At 55.5% G+C, this 17,654-nt stretch carries 18 protein-coding genes; 8 read left to right on the top strand and 10 right to left on the bottom strand.

Features of this window, described 5'->3' with window-relative positions:
* Positions 1–4 precede the first annotated feature (4 nt).
* Together HMPREF3169_RS02410 and HMPREF3169_RS02405 are read right to left on the bottom strand one after the other, a co-directional pair.
* Positions 5–1,072 carry a D-alanine--D-alanine ligase family protein gene (locus tag HMPREF3169_RS02410; protein WP_061922214.1) on the bottom strand — a complete coding sequence of 356 codons (1,068 nt, stop codon included), beginning with the start codon at positions 1,070–1,072 and terminating at the stop codon, positions 5–7.
* Positions 1,073–1,094: 22 nt separating this feature from the next.
* Positions 1,095–2,093: an NAD(P)H-dependent glycerol-3-phosphate dehydrogenase gene (locus tag HMPREF3169_RS02405; RefSeq protein WP_061922212.1), complete on the bottom strand. Its 999-nt coding sequence runs from the start codon at positions 2,091–2,093 to the stop codon at positions 1,095–1,097.
* 215 nt (positions 2,094–2,308) lie between these two features.
* Here HMPREF3169_RS02405 and HMPREF3169_RS02400 point away from each other — a divergent pair, with 215 nt between their 5' ends.
* Complete coding sequence (locus HMPREF3169_RS02400) at positions 2,309–3,307, top strand: bifunctional NUDIX hydrolase/histidine phosphatase family protein (protein WP_062035170.1); 999 nt, start codon at positions 2,309–2,311, stop codon at positions 3,305–3,307.
* Positions 3,308–3,367: 60 nt separating this feature from the next.
* Here HMPREF3169_RS02400 and HMPREF3169_RS02395 read toward each other — a convergent pair whose 3' ends face one another.
* From HMPREF3169_RS02395 to leuC, 3 genes are all read right to left on the bottom strand, one after another.
* Positions 3,368–4,285 carry a hypothetical protein gene (locus HMPREF3169_RS02395; RefSeq protein ID WP_061922206.1) on the bottom strand — a complete coding sequence of 306 codons (918 nt, stop codon included), beginning with the start codon at positions 4,283–4,285 and terminating at the stop codon, positions 3,368–3,370.
* A 95-nt stretch (positions 4,286–4,380) separates the two neighbouring features.
* Complete coding sequence (leuD, locus tag HMPREF3169_RS02390) at positions 4,381–4,971, bottom strand: 3-isopropylmalate dehydratase small subunit (protein WP_062035172.1); 591 nt, start codon at positions 4,969–4,971, stop codon at positions 4,381–4,383.
* Between the two features lie 66 nt (positions 4,972–5,037).
* Entirely contained in the window at positions 5,038–6,459 is a 1,422-nt protein-coding gene (gene leuC, locus HMPREF3169_RS02385) for a 3-isopropylmalate dehydratase large subunit (protein ID WP_070455650.1), read from the bottom strand.
* 50 nt (positions 6,460–6,509) lie between these two features.
* Between leuC and HMPREF3169_RS02380 the strand changes: the two genes are divergently transcribed.
* Positions 6,510–7,193 carry an IclR family transcriptional regulator gene (locus HMPREF3169_RS02380; protein WP_070432894.1) on the top strand — a complete coding sequence of 228 codons (684 nt, stop codon included), beginning with the start codon at positions 6,510–6,512 and terminating at the stop codon, positions 7,191–7,193.
* 108 nt (positions 7,194–7,301) lie between these two features.
* Here HMPREF3169_RS02380 and HMPREF3169_RS02375 read toward each other — a convergent pair whose 3' ends face one another.
* Entirely contained in the window at positions 7,302–8,105 is an 804-nt protein-coding gene (locus tag HMPREF3169_RS02375; protein ID WP_070455606.1) for a hypothetical protein, read from the bottom strand.
* A 200-nt stretch (positions 8,106–8,305) separates the two neighbouring features.
* On the opposite strand from HMPREF3169_RS02375, the gene HMPREF3169_RS12610 reads away from it, so the two are divergent.
* Both HMPREF3169_RS12610 and HMPREF3169_RS02365 read left to right on the top strand, forming a co-directional pair.
* Positions 8,306–8,596, top strand: a complete 291-nt coding sequence (locus HMPREF3169_RS12610; protein ID WP_082787599.1) for a hypothetical protein — start codon at positions 8,306–8,308, stop codon at positions 8,594–8,596.
* 105 nt (positions 8,597–8,701) lie between these two features.
* Positions 8,702–9,334 carry a hypothetical protein gene (locus tag HMPREF3169_RS02365; RefSeq protein ID WP_070455604.1) on the top strand — a complete coding sequence of 211 codons (633 nt, stop codon included), beginning with the start codon at positions 8,702–8,704 and terminating at the stop codon, positions 9,332–9,334.
* A 260-nt stretch (positions 9,335–9,594) separates the two neighbouring features.
* Here HMPREF3169_RS02365 and HMPREF3169_RS02360 read toward each other — a convergent pair whose 3' ends face one another.
* Together HMPREF3169_RS02360 and HMPREF3169_RS02355 are read right to left on the bottom strand one after the other, a co-directional pair.
* Positions 9,595–10,476 carry an LAPAL motif-containing putative phage structural protein gene (locus HMPREF3169_RS02360; protein ID WP_070455603.1) on the bottom strand — a complete coding sequence of 294 codons (882 nt, stop codon included), beginning with the start codon at positions 10,474–10,476 and terminating at the stop codon, positions 9,595–9,597.
* Positions 10,477–10,485: 9 nt separating this feature from the next.
* On the bottom strand, positions 10,486–11,154 hold the full coding sequence (locus HMPREF3169_RS02355; RefSeq protein ID WP_070455602.1) for a hypothetical protein: 669 nt from the start codon (positions 11,152–11,154) through the stop codon (positions 10,486–10,488).
* 195 nt (positions 11,155–11,349) lie between these two features.
* On the opposite strand from HMPREF3169_RS02355, the gene HMPREF3169_RS02350 reads away from it, so the two are divergent.
* Complete coding sequence (locus tag HMPREF3169_RS02350) at positions 11,350–11,970, top strand: Panacea domain-containing protein (RefSeq protein ID WP_083286043.1); 621 nt, start codon at positions 11,350–11,352, stop codon at positions 11,968–11,970.
* Complete coding sequence (locus HMPREF3169_RS02345; RefSeq protein WP_070455600.1) at positions 11,967–12,509, top strand: hypothetical protein; 543 nt, start codon at positions 11,967–11,969, stop codon at positions 12,507–12,509. Before HMPREF3169_RS02350 ends, HMPREF3169_RS02345 begins: the two co-directional genes overlap by 4 nt.
* Before the next feature lie 72 nt (positions 12,510–12,581).
* Here the strand turns inward: HMPREF3169_RS02345 and HMPREF3169_RS02340 are convergent, their stop codons facing one another.
* The gene (locus tag HMPREF3169_RS02340; protein WP_070732167.1) at positions 12,582–13,367 is read right to left on the bottom strand and encodes a hypothetical protein; all 786 of its coding nucleotides are present in this window, start codon (positions 13,365–13,367) and stop codon (positions 12,582–12,584) included.
* 180 nt (positions 13,368–13,547) lie between these two features.
* On the bottom strand, positions 13,548–13,871 hold the full coding sequence (locus HMPREF3169_RS02335) for a helix-turn-helix domain-containing protein (protein ID WP_070455598.1): 324 nt from the start codon (positions 13,869–13,871) through the stop codon (positions 13,548–13,550).
* A gap of 146 nt (positions 13,872–14,017) precedes the next feature.
* Between HMPREF3169_RS02335 and HMPREF3169_RS02330 the strand changes: the two genes are divergently transcribed.
* Together HMPREF3169_RS02330 and HMPREF3169_RS02325 are read left to right on the top strand one after the other, a co-directional pair.
* A complete protein-coding gene (locus tag HMPREF3169_RS02330) occupies positions 14,018–16,858 on the top strand; it encodes a DNA methyltransferase (RefSeq protein ID WP_246815584.1) in 2,841 nt (946 codons plus the stop codon).
* Positions 16,859–16,864: 6 nt separating this feature from the next.
* Positions 16,865–17,629, top strand: coding sequence for a site-specific integrase (locus HMPREF3169_RS02325; protein ID WP_070455596.1), 765 nt, complete (start codon positions 16,865–16,867; stop codon positions 17,627–17,629).
* Positions 17,630–17,654 lie beyond the last annotated feature (25 nt).

Raw genomic sequence — 17,654 nt, 5'->3', positions numbered from 1 at the left:
AGGATTATTTCGCGCGAGCGAGAGCGTTGTCTACCAAAGCGTCGAGAAGCGCTGCGTAATCGACGCCGGTGGCGGCAAATACCTGTGGATACATGGAGATCGGGGTAAAGCCCGGGAAGGTGTTGATCTCGTTGATGTAGAAAGCATCTTCGGTGATGAAAAAGTCCACGCGGCTAATGCCCTCGCAGCCCAGTGCGCGGAAAGCTGCGATGGCGGTCTCTCGCAAAGTCTTGGTTAGGTCTTCTGCAAGCGGGGCCGGAATCTGTGCACTCACGCCCTCATCGATGTACTTGGCATCGAAGCCATAGAAGCCTTCGTCGGCCTCCTCGATGCCATTGAGCTGTGCTGGAACCGAGGCAATGATGGAGCCATCCGCATACTCCAGTACACCGATTTCTACCTCAGCACCCACGATCTCGGGCTCGACGAGCACCTTGCCATCGCTTTCGAAGGCCACCTCGGCTGCGTGCGGGAAATCCGCCCAATCCCTGACCTTGGAAACGCCGATGGAAGAGCCACCACGTGCAGGTTTTACAAAGACCGGCAGCCCCAGTTCCTGTTTTTCTTCCTCGGTCAACTCGGTACGCTCCTTGAGCACCACCTCGGGCGCTACCGGCAGGCCCTCTGCCTTGAGCAGCTTCTTGGTAAATTCCTTGTCCATGCCGGCCGAAGAAGCCAGTACGCCGGTGCCCACATAAGGAATATCGGAAAGCTCAAACAGCCCCTGTACGGTGCCGTCTTCGCCATATGGTCCGTGCAGAACCGGGATGATGACATCGACTTCCGCATAGTGGTTGTGCTGAGTGACGTTGTGGAAACGGCCCTTGGTGGCTGGGTTTAGGGACAACGCCAATTCATCGCCCAAGGTCACCTCTGGCATAACGCCATCGATGATTTCTAGGCCTTCGGTGGTTCCCGGCGTCCACTGGCCTTCCTTAGTAATTCCGATAGGCACCACCTCGTACTTCGCAGGGTCAAGGTGATTCATGATCGCGCCTGCGGAAATACAAGAGACAGAATGCTCGGAACTACGACCGCCATATACAACGGCTACACGGATCTTTTCGCTCATAACGGCAAACTTTACCCTCGCACTATTCCGACTTCTTTGAACGCCCCATCAACGCGACGATCATGTCTTCGACGTCGACGCCGCGGTGGCAAACTCCGTAGACCGCTTGGGTAATAGGCATCTCGACGCCCACCTGCTGAGCCAGCCGGAAAATCGAATCCGAGGAGATAACGCCTTCTGCCACTTGGCCATTCGTCGCAGCCTTGGCTTCTTCCAACGTGCCGCCCTGGCCCAAGCGGTAGCCAAAGGTGCGGTTACGCGAGAGGGTCGAGCTACAGGTGGCCACGAGGTCACCCATGCCAGCAAGTCCAGAGAAAGTAAACGGGTCAGCACCCAAAGCCACGCCGAGGCGAGTGATCTCCGCAAGACCGCGGGTGATGATCGTGGCCAGAGTGTTATTGCCCAAGCCACGACCAGAGGCCATGCCGCAGGCGAGGGCGATGACGTTCTTGCAGGCACCACCAATCTCGGCACCAATGACATCGGTGTTGGTATATGGGCGCAGATACGGTGCGGCCGCAGCATGCTGGACAGCCTTTGCGCGCTCCTCATCGACGCACGCGATGACGGTGGCCGCCGGCTGCTCCTCCGCTACCTCTTTAGCCAGGTTCGGGCCGGAAAGTACTGCGATGCGCGATTCGTCGACACCAGTTGCATCAGCGATGACCTCGCTCATGCGCTTTAGAGTTGCTGCCTCCACGCCCTTCGAGATAGACACCAAGGTGGAATCAGAAGGCAGCAAGGGCGCCCACTTTTCCAAGTTGCTGCGCAAGGTCTGCGAGGGCACACCGAAAATCACGATGTCGGAACCGTCGAGCGCCGCTGCGGCATCCGACGTCGCGATAAGGCCCGAGGGCAGCTCGAGGCCCGGCAAGTAATCAGGGTTGATATGCGTCGTATTAATATCCTCAGCCAGCTTGGGGCGGCGCGCCCACAAGTGGACCTCGCTTCCCGCATCAGCGAAGACTTTCGCCAAGGTGGTTCCCCAAGAACCCGCGCCCATTACTGCAACCTTTTGCATTAGCTCTCCCCTTTGCGTATCTCGTGCAACATACCTAGATTAGCCCAACCGACCCGCACAAAAGACAAGCTTTTCAGCTTGCGGGCCAACTGGGGGTAAGTGAAATAATATTCAGCTAACCGAATGCGAAGAACCGGCGCGTGCGGATGCAAAGCGCGCCCAAAGAGCGCAAGATAGTTAAAAATAAGCTGCGCAGCCATCTGTTAAGGAGCGAAATGCCCAAGGCAAAAAACATGCATGAGACAGACAAAGACGCAAAGTCTGAGGTCTTCATCTCGGGCCGTCATCAGGAAATTCCTACCAATCCCGCCAAGGAATTCAAGCGCACCACCTTGGCAGCCGGCGCCGTGTTGTGGCGTGGCAATCCCCAGGATCCCGAGGTAGCGGTAATCCACCGCCCCCACTACGACGATTGGTCTTTGCCTAAGGGCAAGGTCGATCCAGGTGAGTCCCTGCCCACCACTGCGGCGCGCGAGATCCTTGAAGAGACCGGCTATGATGTCAAGCTTGGCAAGCTCATCGGCAAGGTCACCTATCCAGTCCAAGGCCGCACGAAGGTGGTCTACTACTGGTTGGCCCAGTACCTTAAAGGCAGCTTCGAAGACAATAGCGAGACCGATGAGCTGCGCTGGCTGCCCATCGATGAGGCCTGCGAGCTGCTTACCTACGACGTCGATACTGACGTTTTAGCTAAGGCCAAGAAGCGTCTGCGCTTGGCTCCCACCACCCGCGTTCTCTATGTGCGCCATGCACGCGCCCATCAGCGTCGCAACTGGGAGGGTGACGATAATCTGCGCCCGTTGGATAAAAAGGGGCGTCGCCAAGCAGAAATGCTCGTTCCGATGCTTTCGCCCTACCACCCCACCGCCATCTACTCGGCGAGCCCACAGCGCTGCCAGCAAACCGCAGCGCCGCTTGCCGACGAACTCGGGCTCGACATTGCTGTCAACAAGGACTTCGGGGACGAGGGCTGGCAAAAGTCTCCCGCAGCTGCCGAGCAAGCCTTCCAACGGGTGGTGGCGAAGGGCGGCGTGCCGGTCATCGTCAGCCAAGGTGAAACCATCCCCGGCATTCTCGAAAGCCTAAAGCCACAGTTCCTCAAGACCGACTTCGAAGACCTTCGCTTCAAGAAGGGCTCGGTGTGGGTGCTCTCCTTCAACAACGGCGTGCTCACCGGCGCTGACTACCTCGCTAGCGCGCTGCCAGTTCGCTAGCAAAACGTATTGAACTCGGATCCTATTTTAGGAATCCGAGTTCTTTAGGTTTTCGCCGTTTTATACCCAACGGTGAACCGGGCGGCCAGTGGCTTGCCTGTAGAAAATCATCATCATGAATGCCTGGATGCCGAGGGCGAACGAGAGCCCGACGATTGGAATGCAGGCCAAGAGGCTAACGAGCAATCCGCCCACAATGAGGCACAGGAGAGACTGGCCAACGTTATTCTTGGTCAGATTGAAGGAGGTGCGGAAAGTTTCGCCGAGACTCATCTCTGGGTTATCCGCCTTGATATATGGAACGAAGGAGAGGAAGAAGCTGGCAAGCAAACCCGGAATGATAAGCAGGATAAGGCCCACATACACGATGATTTGGACCACGATGTAGTGACCCATTAAGCCAAAGGTATTTCCGCTTTTAAAGAAGTCTCCAAAGCTCGCGCGTTGGCCGTCCGTCTCTTTCGCGGCGGCTCTGTAGACGTTTGCTGTCATCCAAAAGCAATAGAACAACATGAAGACTACGCAGAAAACGCCCCCAATCGGTGCCAAAATATTTCCAGCTTCGGAAGGATCGGAAGTGCTCGGTGCTAGCCCCGCGACGATTGCTACTATTACCCCCGCGAGCAGAAACATGATGACAAAGTGCGCAAGCGGTGCCAAAATCCACGGTCCAGGATTGCGGAAGAAGCCCTTAAACCCCTGTCCGATGGCGTCGCCGGCATCTAACCTTGGCGGCGGCCCCTGCAACTGACCAGTCATCTGGTTGCCATTAGGGGCGTTGCCAGCACCGGCATAACCCGCGCCGCCCTGTGCGCCGTACTCGCCGTACTCGCCATATGGAGGCAGGCCCGGATTAGGCTGTCCGCCCTGAACAGGTTGGCCAGACTGCCCGAAGGGATTGTTCGGGTCGTTCTGGTTAGCGTTCGGGTAGTTACCGTTAGCGTTAAAACCGTTATTGTTTCCAAATTCTTGAGTCACGACTCACAGACTATTCTGACGCGTGCAAGGTTTCTAGAGAAAAATCAGTCCTGTTACCGATTGTTAACGCAACAGGGGTAAGTGACTGGCAATTATCAAAAAGAAGCAACAGAAGGTTTAAAAGTTGGACGCCGGTCTTCGTAGTCTGTGATCGCGTCTTCGTTGCGCAGCGTCAGCCCTACGTCATCGAGTCCCTCCATGAGGCGCCAGCGCGTGTAGTCATCAATCTCGAAGGAATACTGATTGCCGCCAACGCTTAAGCGTCGCGCCGCCAGGTCCACCGTCACCGAAGTCTCGTTTTGTTCCAGCTGCTTCCATATCAGCTCAATGTCTTCCTGCGCCATGATGCCAGTGAGCAGCCCCGCCTTGCCGGAGTTGCCGCGGAAGATATCCGCAAAGCGCGAGGAAAATACTGCCTTGAAACCGAATTCCCGCAGCGCCCACACCGCATGCTCACGCGATGAACCGGTACCGAAGTCGGGGCCTGCGAAAAGCACCGAGCCGTTGCAGAAAGGCTCACGGTTAAGCACGAAGTTTTCATCCGCGCGCCAATTTGAAAAAAGTCCCTCGGCAAAGCCCGTGCGCTTGACGGACTTTAGGTAGCGGGCCGGAATAATTTGATCAGTATCGACATTGGAAGCACGCAGCGGCACGCCGATGCCGGTATGGGTAGAAAATTTTTCCATGGTGGTTGCCTTCTTTGCCAAATAGGGTTTGATATTGGTACCGAATCTAGAAACGGGTGGATTGGCCTAGCTAAGGTCTGCTGGGCTGGCCAGATGCCCTAAGACCGCAGTCGCCGCGGCCACGGCGGGAGAAACCAGGTGAGTTCGCCCGCCTGGGCCCTGCCGGCCTTCGAAGTTGCGATTTGAGGTCGAAGCTGAACGCTCCCCCGGCTTTAGCTGATCCGGATTCATGCCCAGGCACATGGAGCAGCCCGCCGTACGCCACTGCGCGCCAAAGTCCTTGAAAATCGTGTCGAGGCCTTCTTTTTCAGCTTGGGCCTTGACCAAGGTAGAGGAAGGCACCACGAGCATGTTTGTCTCGGGATGGATGCGTTTTCCTTTAACCACCGCGGCGGCCGCGCGCAAATCCTCGATTCGCGCATTCGTGCACGAGCCCAAGAAGACGGTATCGATCTTGATGTCTCGCAGCGGCGTGCCGGGCTCAAGATCCATATAGGCCAGAGCCTTTTGCGCTGCGGCCTTAAGGTTCTCATCACCAATATCCTCTGGGTCTGGCATATTTGCGCTCAATGGCAAGCCTTGGCCCGGGTTGGTGCCCCAGGTGACAAATGGGGACAGCTCGGAAGCATCGATTTCCACGACCGCATCAAAATGCGCGCCCTCATCGGTAGGAAGGGTCTTCCAATAGGCCACGGCGGCTTCCCAGTCCTTGCCCTTTGGGGCAAACTCGCGGTCACGCACATACTCAAAAGTGGTCTCGTCCGGAGCGACCATTCCCGCACGCGCGCCCGCCTCGATAGACATATTGCAGATGGTCATCCGCGCTTCCATCGACATGTTGCGAATCGCCTCGCCGCGATACTCAATGATGTAGCCTTGGCCGCCGCCGGTACCAATCTTGGCAATGATGGCCAAAATCAGGTCCTTCGCGCTCACGCCTTCCGGCAGGTCGCCGTTTACCTCTACAGCCATGGTTTTGAATGGCTTTAAAGAAAGCGTCTGCGTTGCCATAACGTGCTCAACCTCGGAGGTACCGATGCCCATGGCGATGGATCCAAAAGCACCGTGCGTCGAGGTATGCGAGTCGCCACAGACGATGGTCATACCCGGCTGCGTAATTCCAAGTTGCGGGCCCACGGTGTGGACGATTCCCTGCTGCTCCTCGCCCATCGAATGCAGCCGCACCCCAAACTCTTCGCAATTTTCTCGGAGGGTCTTGACCTGCGTACGTGAGACCTCGTCCTTAATCTCCAGCAGATTTCCCGTGGCAATCCCGCGGGTTGGAACGTTATGGTCCTCCGTTGCCAGGTGCAGCTCTGGGTGGCGAAAAGGACGGCCAGACAAACGCAGCCCATCGAAGGCCTGCGGGCTGGTAACTTCGTGGAGGAGCTGAAAGTCGATATAGATGAGATCTGGTGCGCCACCATCTCCCTTTTGGACTGCGTGATCACGCCAGACTTTCTCAGCCAAAGTCAGTTTTTCCGACATATTCATCACTCCGCTTGAAATCTCATGAATTGGAACGTAAATTTCATTATATGGGAGAGTATAGCGAAATATCCGGAATCAAGGTTTTAGATCGCGCCGTCGCCATCATGATGGCAGCCGCCAACCGTCCGTCCAACCTCAACGAGCTCTGTGAAACCACCGGCCTGCCTAGGGCAACCACGCACCGCCTCGCCACCGCACTAGAGGCTCACCGCATCTTGACCCGCACCCCGGATGGCAAATGGGGCGCCGGGCCCGCGCTCCCCGGCAACCGGGATCACCTCATCGAAGCAGCCGGCCCCATCATGGACAAGCTGCTCGCAGACACTGGCGAATCCGTGCAGCTCTATCAGCTCTCGGGCAATTCTCGAACCTGCATTGCCACCCGCGAGCCCGAGTCCGGCCTGCACAACGTGGTTCCCGTGGGCCGCCAGCTCCCTCTTACTTCCGGCTCGGCCGCCCGCATCTTCGCCGCCTTCGAAGATATCGATATTGAAAACGCGACCTTCAGTGTCGAGGACGTCGAAAGGGCCCGCAGCAATGGCTACTCCGAATCCATCGAAGAGCGCGAAGCAGGTCTTGCCTCCATCTCTGCACCAGTCTTCGATCCGTCCGGCACACTCGTCGCGGTAATTTCCGTGTCCGGTTCCGCCGAGCGCTTCCGCCCTTCCCCCTCCGAGAAGTACGCCCCGCTGCTTGCCGACGCCGCGCAGAAACTCACTACCCGCCTATAAGACATGAATCTATAAAACTTCGAATAAGCCGCCACCTCAGAAAAGGTGACGGCTTATTTCTTTTAAAGGGCAGGCTTTCTACCTCAGCCGCCTACAACTCCCGGCTGCCTAGATAATGATTCCGTAGTTATTTGCAATGCCGCGGATCGCATCGATACCAAAGCCCTCACTACTGGTGGTTGCCAGCCCTTCAGCTTGGTCACCCACCTTGCGGAGCTCAACGCCCGGCACCTCTACGATGTTGCGCGGCGGTGCGATGTTGGGGCGGCGCGGCACGAAGCCCTGATGCGGCAGGCCAGCCAATTCATTGGCATAAGGCATGCGCGCATAGTTTGCAAAGGAGGCCTGCTTGCCGTTGCGGCTGACCACGGTACCGCCCTGATAGATGCCAACGACGCCCGGACGCCCCGGCATGAACACCCCGGAGCCGCTGTCGCCGTTTGCCTTGGGCAGGTTCGTGGCGTAGTGCATGCCGTCGAAATCCTTCGGGCCGTCGATTGCCTGCGCGCAATCATTGCCGCTGAGACGACCGGTTACACAGACCTGCTCGCCGGCACGCGGAACCGGATTGATGCCGTCGCCACTGAGCGGATTACCTTCGCTGTAGGTGCCGGCCGCAAACTGCACATAGGCCAGGTCATGTTCTGCTGCACCGGAAGGTTTAAACCACCGCAGGGCCCCCAGGTGCTGGCCATACTCGTTGTAGACTTGCTGCCCCGAAAGACCACAGTGCGCGGAGGTCCAAGCACGCGAACCTTCCACATATCCCACTGTGCAAGCAGTGCCTTCGGCAGTAAGAATTACCTGCCCTTGCTTCACGCCAACCCCCGGATTGGCATGGGCCACGGCCTGGCCGCCCAGCAGGGCAAGCGTTGCGCCGGCAACGGCAGCAAAACCCTTTATTAGTCGCATAGATCCCTTCCTCCCTTGCGTCACTTCCTTAACATAGCGTGCCGAGAGCGTTTTTCATACCTCACCCACACCCCGCGCGTCACTAAAGAAAAAGTTTTGAAAAACTTTGGCCGCCTTATTGAAATCGAAATGAAAACATTGTTTAATGGAAACAGATTGAAAACGCGGAGCAACCGCACGACCCACAAGGAGTAGAAACCATGGCACACACCATCCACGAAGACCACGCACACACCCACGGCGAGGGCTGCGGCCACGTCGCATTCCCACACGGCGACCACACCGACTACCTCCACGATGGCCACATCCACCGTGAGCACGAAGGCCACTGGGACGAGTGCGAGAGCACTGAACATCACGAGCATGCGGACCACGACCACCAGCACGGTGAGGGCTGCGGCCACGTTGCGGTTCCCCACGGCGACCATGTTGACTACCTGCACGATGGCCACCGCCACGCCGCCCACGAAGGCCACTGGGATGACCACTAATCGGTAGCGAACTATAACCGTTACCTCAACCGTCACCTCTTTCTTAGAGGTGACGGTTTTAATCTTTTCGAACATACGCCACACGATCCGCGTTAGGCTTAGGGCATGTTTGCTTCACGACGCCTTCCGCTAACGCTCGCCACCATCGCACTCGCCGGCGGGTTTACTGCGGCTTGCAGCCCCGCCCCGAGCGATCACCCCACCCCGGCTGAGCCAAGCTTCAACAACAGCTTTGAAGAGTTAAAGGCCCTTCAGCAAACCAACGGCGCTTCCGTCCCCGATGCCCCGCAGCCCACGCTGGACCCCAACGCACCACAAACAGTGGCGCAGCAGGCAACCCCGCAAGGTGGTGGCCAGGAAAACACCAACAACCACGTCACCGACCAAGACGCACGCCAGAAGCTCATCGACTCCCTCGGCATACCGGCAGGAGACTCTCCAGGAGCGAAGGTGACGGTTAACGGCACTCCATCCGAGCTGTGCATGATGGGCGACGGTTATCGCATCAACTTCCTCATGGCAGGCCCCAACACCAGCTGCGACTTTGCCAAGGAAACCACCAGCGCACTTATCAATGCCACCCCAAGCCCCGAAGACGACCTGCGCGGGTATATCCCCGGCTCCTTAAACGTTGCTAGCCCAGTAACCGGCAAGACTTACGAGATGAGCTGTACCGTGGCCGAAAACGCGCTGATCACTTGCAAGGGCGGCAACAACGCCACGGTTTTCATCGTCTAGGGCGTTAAGCCAAAGGCGCCAGCGATCGGTACGCGCGAGTTTTAAACCATAAGCAAAAATCTCGAAACACTAACCACCTGGAAAGTGTTTCGAGATTTTCTATTTGGCACTTTCACGAAACTCCCCCAACAGCCTGAGCCCCTGACCTGCGAATACCTCTGCACCACAGAATTTCGGGGCTTGCACCACGGCAAGAGAACTACCTCGGCGTCCTCCCCGGCGAGGATCGTAACTAATCCACGAGTCACTTCGCTCACAATCTAGAGTTCCAACTCCATCTGTCCATTAGGTTCACCGTCATCTGTATATACAGTTAACAGCTCATAGCTCGTCTTCTCTTCATCATCCGGTCCGACCTGAGTCTCTACGCGGATCCGCATGTCGTACGTCCTCGCAAGGTTCGCTGCGCCCGAGCTAACGAGAGCTGCAAACTCTTCGTCAAGCAGACGAATGGATATCGTTCCAAACTCTGCAGTCTCAATTCGCCATTTGCGCTTAAGAGGCTCAATGAGATTCGCCGTGGCAAAGCGAGCTGAGACGGTCACAACTTGAGCTGTTGGCTCTGGAAGCGTCTCCGCATAGTTGACCATTCTCCGTGCCTCTTCTTCGTTGATGTGCACTTCAATGCTGCGAGAGCCGGCGAGTTCTACTGTTTCAATCCCTGGCTCAAGAGTCGGCTTTACGATCGCTGCAACATTCTTGCGCCCCCGAGACTTTGCTAGGAGCGCATCAGTTAGCCTTTCAAGTTGCAGGTTCTCACGAAGATCTGGATAGGGAACTTCTGTCTGCTCCTGCAACGCGGCTTTGTTTGACAGTGCTTTCATGACCCAGCCGATGATCTCTTTGACAGTCACAACACCACCCGCAAGGGTGATTGCAGTGTTGGCTTTCGGCTCCGAGGCCCAGTTCAGAACCCCATCAAGAGCCTGACTTCCAATATCAAAGTAGACCGAATACGAGCCTTGCTCGACCCCAACGATCTCCAGCTCAGGTACTTCAGCGGACAGTGGATCGACGTTGCGGTAGATAGCCTTAACAAGTTCGTCCAACGCCAAGAAGACAGGACCGATCTCTGCGACCGACATCGGCTCGGACTGCAGACGTGCGCCATCGTACTTCAGCAGGAAAGACTCTTCAGACATGGAAATATATTAACGGGTACACGCTTGGAACGAGCTATACGCACAACTATTCATGATCAACCACTCCCTCACCGCCGCGAACCCCGTCACTTGCCACGCCGGCAATCTATCCTCCGCCCGCTCCGCCGCCACAGCATTCTGAATCAGCCAGTGTAGATAGTTCCGCCGAAGCTCCGAGTGCCACAACTCCAGTTCGCCGACAGCAAGCCCAGCTGGGTCATATGGGAACGTTAACAAGGTCTCGGGGTTTTGCACCCCATGCTCTTTGAGCACCTTGCGGCCTTCCATCGCTGAACGCTCATCGTTCATGGCCCACAGGAACAGATCCTCGATGATGCCGCCGCAAAAAGAAGCCAGCTCTCGATCCTCGACCTCAGCTGTCACCCGCGCTACGATTCGCTGGGCTTGCCCAGATTCATACAGTCCCGTCCAGCCGCCGCGCATGTCCCACTCGTTATGCAAAGCGCGATTCAGGTCAGTGATAAGTACCTTGGCTCCTGAGTGGTGAGCCTCCATTAAGTCAAGGTCCACGTGAGGAAGGTAAGGCCAGTATCGTCGAGCTGTGACAAGGTCGATCATCTCCACGATGTTGGGCGGGAACTCTGATTGTGGGATTGCAGCTTTGGTCTCGGCTCCAATGATCCAGTAGCCATCTGATGTGAATAGGGAGTCAGTCATTGCTCTCCTGCGTCGTAGGGACAGGAACGAGTATGCCGGATGGGCGCAGGATCAGCGAAGAAGTGCGGAATAAGGGTCGTGGCCCAAGCCCACGAAGGATTCACACACTGCATTTCAAGTACGCACATGACCGTAATTTAGCGTAAGCTGAAGTGAAGAATACTTTCAATCAGCGCCCTGGAAGGAGGATAAATTTTGAATGAAGAGACTCCCTACGCTTGGGATTCCGAAGTCCGCTACGACTTAGATCCCCATCTAATTAGCGACTATTTTCTTGCCCTTGACGATGAGCGCAAAGATCCTGACGTCACTCAAATGAAGCTACACAAGTTGATGTATTTCGCTCAGGCAAACTACCTGGCAGGTACAGGAAGACGACTTTTTGACTCGGATGTTCACGCTTTCGAACATGGGCCAATCATCGACAAAATCCGCGATGAATTCAAGAAATTCGGACGACAGATTATCGTGGCTGCTGATGACGCCGTTGCGTTCAATGCCAAGCTTGACTCCTCTAGCCTGCCAGACTCAGTAAGAGCGTTCTTAGACGCTATCTGGAATATGTTCGGAGATCTATCAGCTGCGCAGCTGCGCAACTTGTCGCATCAAGATGCTCCTTGGGCTGACAACTATGTCAAGGGCGGATATAAGAACGAGATCAGTGACCAAGAAATGCAGTACTGGTACAGGCAGCCGGGATCACAAGATCGACAGATATATCCCCCGAACGTCTATCTGTTCACGGAAGCTGATACCAAAACCTTTGACATAGAGTTTACAGACCAAGATATCGACGCAATTCTCGCAGATCTATGACAGTTCCTTGGACGCGTGTAGAGCCGATAAACAGCACGACTCAAATAGGTAACTTTAGTTCCGGCGAGCCGATAATCGATAATTGGTTTCATCAAAAGTCGGCGCAGGAACACGTAAACAATAGGGTCATCACCCACGTTTGTGTCGATAATGCAGGTCAAGTGGTCGGCTTTTTCTCCCACACCTCTGTGGTCTGCAGGTTCGATGAAGAGTCAAAATCTCTCCGCAAGACTTATTGCTCAACGGATGAGTTCGACGCGCCGGCAATTCTCTTGGCCAAAATGGGTCTAGCAACAGGACTTCAAGGTCAGAAACACGGGAAACGATTGTGTCTTCAAGCTCTGGACAAAATCAGTCAGGTAGCCGCTACAGCAGGAGTCCGATTGCTGGTTGTCGATGCTCTCAACAATGCGCTTGTGCCCTTTTATGAGTCTGTGAGATTTCGTTCTTTGGATGCTCAGCCCACTCGTTTGGTGATGAAAACATCTAACGCGGCCAAACTTTCGTCTAAAGCCAAAAATGATAGCGAAATTATATGAATCACTTTCGCGCCTGCCCCTATTTCTCCCGATTGCATATAGATTCGTCGTGCGAAGTCACAGACACGCTCCCTAAACCACCCGCAGCCCCTCGCCACGTCCGTCTCCATGAAACAGCCCCCGCACCGCCATCAGGTCCTCATCCCCTAAATCAGGGCGGTACTGCTCGTAGCGCTTCAACGACTTAATCCCCGCCGCGTGACAGATAAACGCATCGGGCACATATCGGTTCATCAAGTCCACGATCCATGTCGCTTTGAGTCGGCGAATATCAGGCCGCATTCCTGACTCAGCCTTGTTGCGTGCCGTCCTGCCTGTCACATCATCAGGCTCTCGGCTCGTCACATTGGGGCGCAGAACGTACTCATCTCGCCCCGCCTTGTCCAAGTCGAGAAGGTAGACCCAGCGAGCTGTGACGGGGATTGTGCGGTCGGACAGATGGATGAGCACTCCCCGCTCGTCAACCTCGACACTTGACCACTTCAGCCCACTCATCTGCCGGCTCGTCAACCCTGCGCCTAACCCCAGCCCCACGATCTTGCGTCGCTCGCAGCTAATGAACTCGTCCGTGTCCACACACCAGTCGAGAACGTCGGTGATCTCAGCTGGGGTGTACGGTGGCTGTGAGGTCGTACGGGCGTGCTTCTTGTAGATCGTCTGCCCCATCCAACTCGGGTTGAGCGCTTCTCCGAGCCTGCGCAGCGTAGTCTTGTATACGCCTCTTGAATGAACGGAGAGATCGTCTAGTTCATCGCGGATCATCATCTCGATCATCTCAGCGTCAAGCACGACCTCGATGTCTTGCTCATAGCCGTCCCTGTTGCACACCACATCGATCAGGCGCGTTAGGACAGGCATGTAGCGGTTGTAGGCAATCTCGGGGTGGAGGTCGTGGTATTGCTGCCCCAGGCTCACCGTGAAGTCGCGAATCGTTTCCCAGCGCTCATAAGGTATGGTGGACGGTCGGTAGGTTTCGAGGGCCATGTTCACCGGCCCTTTCTCTCGATAGATTCGAGGTCGTAGGGATGACTTACCGGTCTACCGGGTCCAGGATCCCTTAGTCAACTCGACAGGCTTATCTGTGGTCTCACGTACCGGCCACACGCTCGTCTCAACAAATTGCTCAATCGCCATGATCGTATCGACTCTGGGGATCGACTCACCGCGAACGAAGCGAGTAATCATTGTGTGCGAGACTTGCGAGCGCTCCGCCACATAGCGAACAGAGCCGTGTTTACCAGCCTCCATCTGTACGTTCTTCGCCAACAGGAGCAAGCGACGATGAACCTCGTTGCGTATATCTACAGGATCTGTATTAGGCCAGTCGGGATACATGTCCACGAGACGCTTCTGTGCGGGCATACGACCTCTTTTGTTAGGCAACGGCAGCTGTGACTGATCGTAGGTGCGTAGAAGCACCAGGGCAACCGGTTCACCGGATTGATTTACATCTATGTCTACTCTGGCGCTGTTAAGCTAATTCAAGTCCTATATCTCAAGGAGTATCTGTGTCCTCTGATTCCATGACCCTACGCCGGTCTCAAGCCGAGAAGTTCGCCGAAAGGTGGGAAGAGCGCGGGCAGGAAAAGTCCGATTCGCAGTCATTCTGGACTGACCTACTTCGCAGCGTGTTCCACCACGACAATCCTGAGACCACAGCTCTTTTTGAACAAGGCACTGAGTACGGCGGCTGGATTGACGCAGTGATCCCCTCTGCGCGAACGTTTGTGGAAATGAAGAGCCGAGGGAAGTCTCTCGACGCAAAGCAGAACCACCGAGGCTCAGAGGTCACCCCGTTTGAGCAGGCTTACACATATGTCTCTGAGGTTCCAGGGCACAAGCGTCCCCGTTACATCATCACGTCCAACTTTGAAGTCATGCGTGTCTATGATCTGGACGAACCACGCGCGGCTGAGAATTACCAGGAGTTCAGGGTTGATGACCTAGCCGATAATCTCTCGGCCCTCATGTTCCTGGACGCTAACACCGCCGAGCTCACACGTTATGAGACTCAAGTCTCATGGACGGCAGGCGAGACGATTGGCAAGCTGCACTCTCTACTCCGCAAGCAATACTCAAACCCTAACTCCCCTGAGTCCCAGCATGAGCTCAATGTCTTGCTAGTGCGTCTGGTGTTCTGTTTGTTTGCAGAAGATGCCCTGGTGTTCCACAAGAATTCCTTCTACTCATTCCTCAAAGACAAGTCACCCGCTGATGCTCGCTTTGGCCTCATGCGTCTATTCAAAACGTTGGACACCCCCGTTGAAGAACGCGATGAGTACGACACTGAGCTTTCTGGTTTCCCGTATGTCAACGGCGGTTTGTTCCGCGACGAGGTCACTATCCCGCAGCTGACGGAAGAGATCCTCGAAGTTCTCATCGTTGAGTCCTCCGGCCAAACAGACTGGTCGAAAATTAGCCCCACCATCTTCGGCGGTGTCTTCGAGTCAACTTTGAACCCGGATACACGCAAGTCCGGTGGCATGCACTACACAAGCCCCGAGAACATCCATCGCGTGATTGACCCGCTCTTCTTCGATGATTTAGAGCAGGAGCTTGAGGACATTGTGAACATGCAGGGGCAGTACGCCGGCAAAGGAGCACGCGCCCAGAAAAATGCATTTGAGCGCTTCCAAGACAAGCTCGCGTCTCTGACGTTTTTCGATCCCGCCTGCGGTTCGGGCAACTTCCTTACCGAGACCTACCTGTGCCTTCGCCGCCTTGAAAACATTGTGTTGACGCATCTCTATCACAACCAATATGTCATGGGCTTCGAGGACGTTGACGCGTCTCCGGTTAAGGTCAGCCTCCGACAGTTCCACGGAATCGAGATCAACGATTTCGCTGTGTCGGTTGCACAGACGGCATTGTGGATTGCCGAGCTGCAGACCAATCAAGAGACCTCGATCATCGTCAAGCGAAACATTGATGATCTCCCGCTTAGAGACTCCGCTGACATTCATCTAGGCAGTGCTCTTGAGATTCCGTGGGAGTCTGTCATCCCTGCAGAAGATTGCAGCTATATCATCGGCAATCCGCCGTTCATTATTGGAGACTCACTCACCGGTGCACAAAAGAAAGAGCGCACTCGGATTTTCGGGAAAAATGGTAGCAAACTCGATTACGTGGCGTGTTGGTTCCTACTAGCCGCTCAATACACCAAGGGGACTAAGTGTGAAGTCGCTTTCGTGTCTACGAGTTCCATCTGCCAAGGTCAACAAGCACCTGCATTGTGGCAACCAATGTACAACTCAGGCATCAAAATCAACTTCGCTCACCGAGCGTTTACCTGGGCAAATGAAACACGAAATGTCGCATCGGTACACGTAGTTATCATCGGTTTCGCGCACAAGCAACGCACCGAGCGAGTCTTGTACATTCACGACCGAAACGACAAAGAGACCGAAATCAAGACCGTATCGAATATCAATCCTTATCTGCTTGACGCGCCCGATGTATTCATTCAGGCCACAAGAAAGTCGCCCAAGGATATGCCACGCATGTCGAAAGGCTTCCAACCTACGGACAATGGAAACCTCCTAATTGATGCTGAGACTTATGACGCGGAGCTAGCTCGTGACCCCGGCCTCGAACCTTTCATCCGTAGGTTTACGCAGGCCAAGCAATTCATTAATGGCACCCGCGCGTACATCATCTGGGTTCATAAAGATGATCTGCCAGATGTCGCAGCGCATCGCTTCCTGCGTGAGCGCATTGAAAAGAATGAAGAATGGCGCAGCGAACAAAGTGAGTCGGGAGATGCATTTAAACTCAAGGACTCACCGCACCGTCCGCGTGAAGCAAGTGCATTTGTGGATAGCTCTGACTACATTCTCATCCCACGTCATACGTCACATTTAAGGAAATACATTCCGATCGATCTAATTAAGAACTCCAGCATGATCCCCGGAGACGCGGTAAGCTTCATCCCCTCTGACGATCGATATGTTTTGGGGCTGCTTATATCGCGGATGTGCACCTTATGGTTGGACATTGCGGGCGGGCGTATTCGTCAGGATTACAGGTTTGGTTCAGACACGGTCTATAACACGATGCCGCTGCCTAACGCAGACAAGACGACCCGAGACGAAATCGCATCTCTAGCGCAGCGAGTTCTTTATGAGCGAGCCAAGTTGGCTCAGCGTGGAAAGACGCTCGAAGCTATGTACAAGCCGGGTGACTCACGCTACTATCCCGATCTCTTCGAGGCACACACCGCGCTAGATACGGCAGTTGCCACGGCATACGGAACGTCCAATGACCTCGATGATTCTGAGTTGCAGTTGTTCCTGTTCAACAAGTATCTCGAAGCTCACCCGATCAAAGTCACTGGTCGGAAGAAGAAGTAGCTCTTAATGCCCGCCACCCCCATCCCCGACTTCATAGCCCAGCTGCTCTCCCACCCCGACCTGTCCCCCGATTCGCAGGACAGTCTGTTCCTGACAGATCTCGTGACGTGGGCCGTGGAGAAGCAGGGTTACGAACTCGCCGTTGAGTACGTACTCGACTGGGACATCATCAACGCTTATGCTGAGTCCCTTGTCCCCACCTACGCGTCGGGAACAGCGCAACGACGGCGCACACGACTGCGAGCCGTCGCCCGTATCGTCAACCCAAGTTTCAGCGAGCCAACCGCTCGAACCCCAGTAAAGCCGACCTCCGTTCCACAGCCCTATACTCCAGCTGAGATTGAGCAAATCGAGGTCTGGATGAACTACGCCGCGAACGCCGCAACGAACGTACTCAACAAGCAGCTGATGGTCTCGCTGTGTCTCGGTGCGGGTCTCAGGGCCAAAGAAGCGTCCTACTTGACATGGACACAGGTCTACGTCGACGAGACAGGTGTGATGCTGCTCGATGTGACAGGTCGCGACGTGCCGGTGCGCCAACGCTACGCCGAGCCATTGGTCCATGGTAAGGACCAGTACCGCCCCGAGCAATATGTCCTAGCTCCCGACAGCGCCAAGGCAGACCGAAGCAACATCGCGTCCAATTTCTCATCGATGTACCACTCGAAAGGTCTAGCCCCGAAGCCCGCCCGCCTGCGCGTCACGTGGATTCAGCACTTCATGAATGCTGGGGTAAACGACGGACCTGACCCCTTTTTGGTGGACACCTGATATCCAGCCCAGTCGGGCTGGGAAG

Source organism: Corynebacterium sp. HMSC08C04 (genome assembly GCF_001807495.1).
In the GTDB taxonomy this organism is placed as follows: domain Bacteria; phylum Actinomycetota; class Actinomycetes; order Mycobacteriales; family Mycobacteriaceae; genus Corynebacterium; species Corynebacterium simulans.
This window is presented reverse-complemented; position numbering and strand designations above follow the sequence as displayed.

Coding starts and splice junctions, on each gene's coding strand:
- HMPREF3169_RS02375 (WP_070455606.1), bottom strand. CDS start 8,105: ATGCGACTAATAAAGGGTTTTGCTGCCGTTGCCGGCGCAACGCTTGCC.
- HMPREF3169_RS02345 (WP_070455600.1), top strand. CDS start 11,967: ATGACAGTTCCTTGGACGCGTGTAGAGCCGATAAACAGCACGACTCAA.
- HMPREF3169_RS02355 (WP_070455602.1), bottom strand. CDS start 11,154: ATGACTGACTCCCTATTCACATCAGATGGCTACTGGATCATTGGAGCC.
- HMPREF3169_RS02360 (WP_070455603.1), bottom strand. CDS start 10,476: ATGTCTGAAGAGTCTTTCCTGCTGAAGTACGATGGCGCACGTCTGCAG.
- leuD (WP_062035172.1), bottom strand. CDS start 4,971: ATGGAAAAATTTTCTACCCATACCGGCATCGGCGTGCCGCTGCGTGCT.
- HMPREF3169_RS02365 (WP_070455604.1), top strand. CDS start 8,702: ATGTTTGCTTCACGACGCCTTCCGCTAACGCTCGCCACCATCGCACTC.
- HMPREF3169_RS02400 (WP_062035170.1), top strand. CDS start 2,309: ATGCCCAAGGCAAAAAACATGCATGAGACAGACAAAGACGCAAAGTCT.
- HMPREF3169_RS02340 (WP_070732167.1), bottom strand. CDS start 13,367: ATGCCTGTCCTAACGCGCCTGATCGATGTGGTGTGCAACAGGGACGGC.
- HMPREF3169_RS02335 (WP_070455598.1), bottom strand. CDS start 13,871: ATGCCCGCACAGAAGCGTCTCGTGGACATGTATCCCGACTGGCCTAAT.
- leuC (WP_070455650.1), bottom strand. CDS start 6,459: ATGTCGGAAAAACTGACTTTGGCTGAGAAAGTCTGGCGTGATCACGCA.
- HMPREF3169_RS12610 (WP_082787599.1), top strand. CDS start 8,306: ATGGCACACACCATCCACGAAGACCACGCACACACCCACGGCGAGGGC.
- HMPREF3169_RS02410 (WP_061922214.1), bottom strand. CDS start 1,072: ATGAGCGAAAAGATCCGTGTAGCCGTTGTATATGGCGGTCGTAGTTCC.
- HMPREF3169_RS02380 (WP_070432894.1), top strand. CDS start 6,510: ATGGGAGAGTATAGCGAAATATCCGGAATCAAGGTTTTAGATCGCGCC.
- HMPREF3169_RS02405 (WP_061922212.1), bottom strand. CDS start 2,093: ATGCAAAAGGTTGCAGTAATGGGCGCGGGTTCTTGGGGAACCACCTTG.
- HMPREF3169_RS02325 (WP_070455596.1), top strand. CDS start 16,865: ATGCCCGCCACCCCCATCCCCGACTTCATAGCCCAGCTGCTCTCCCAC.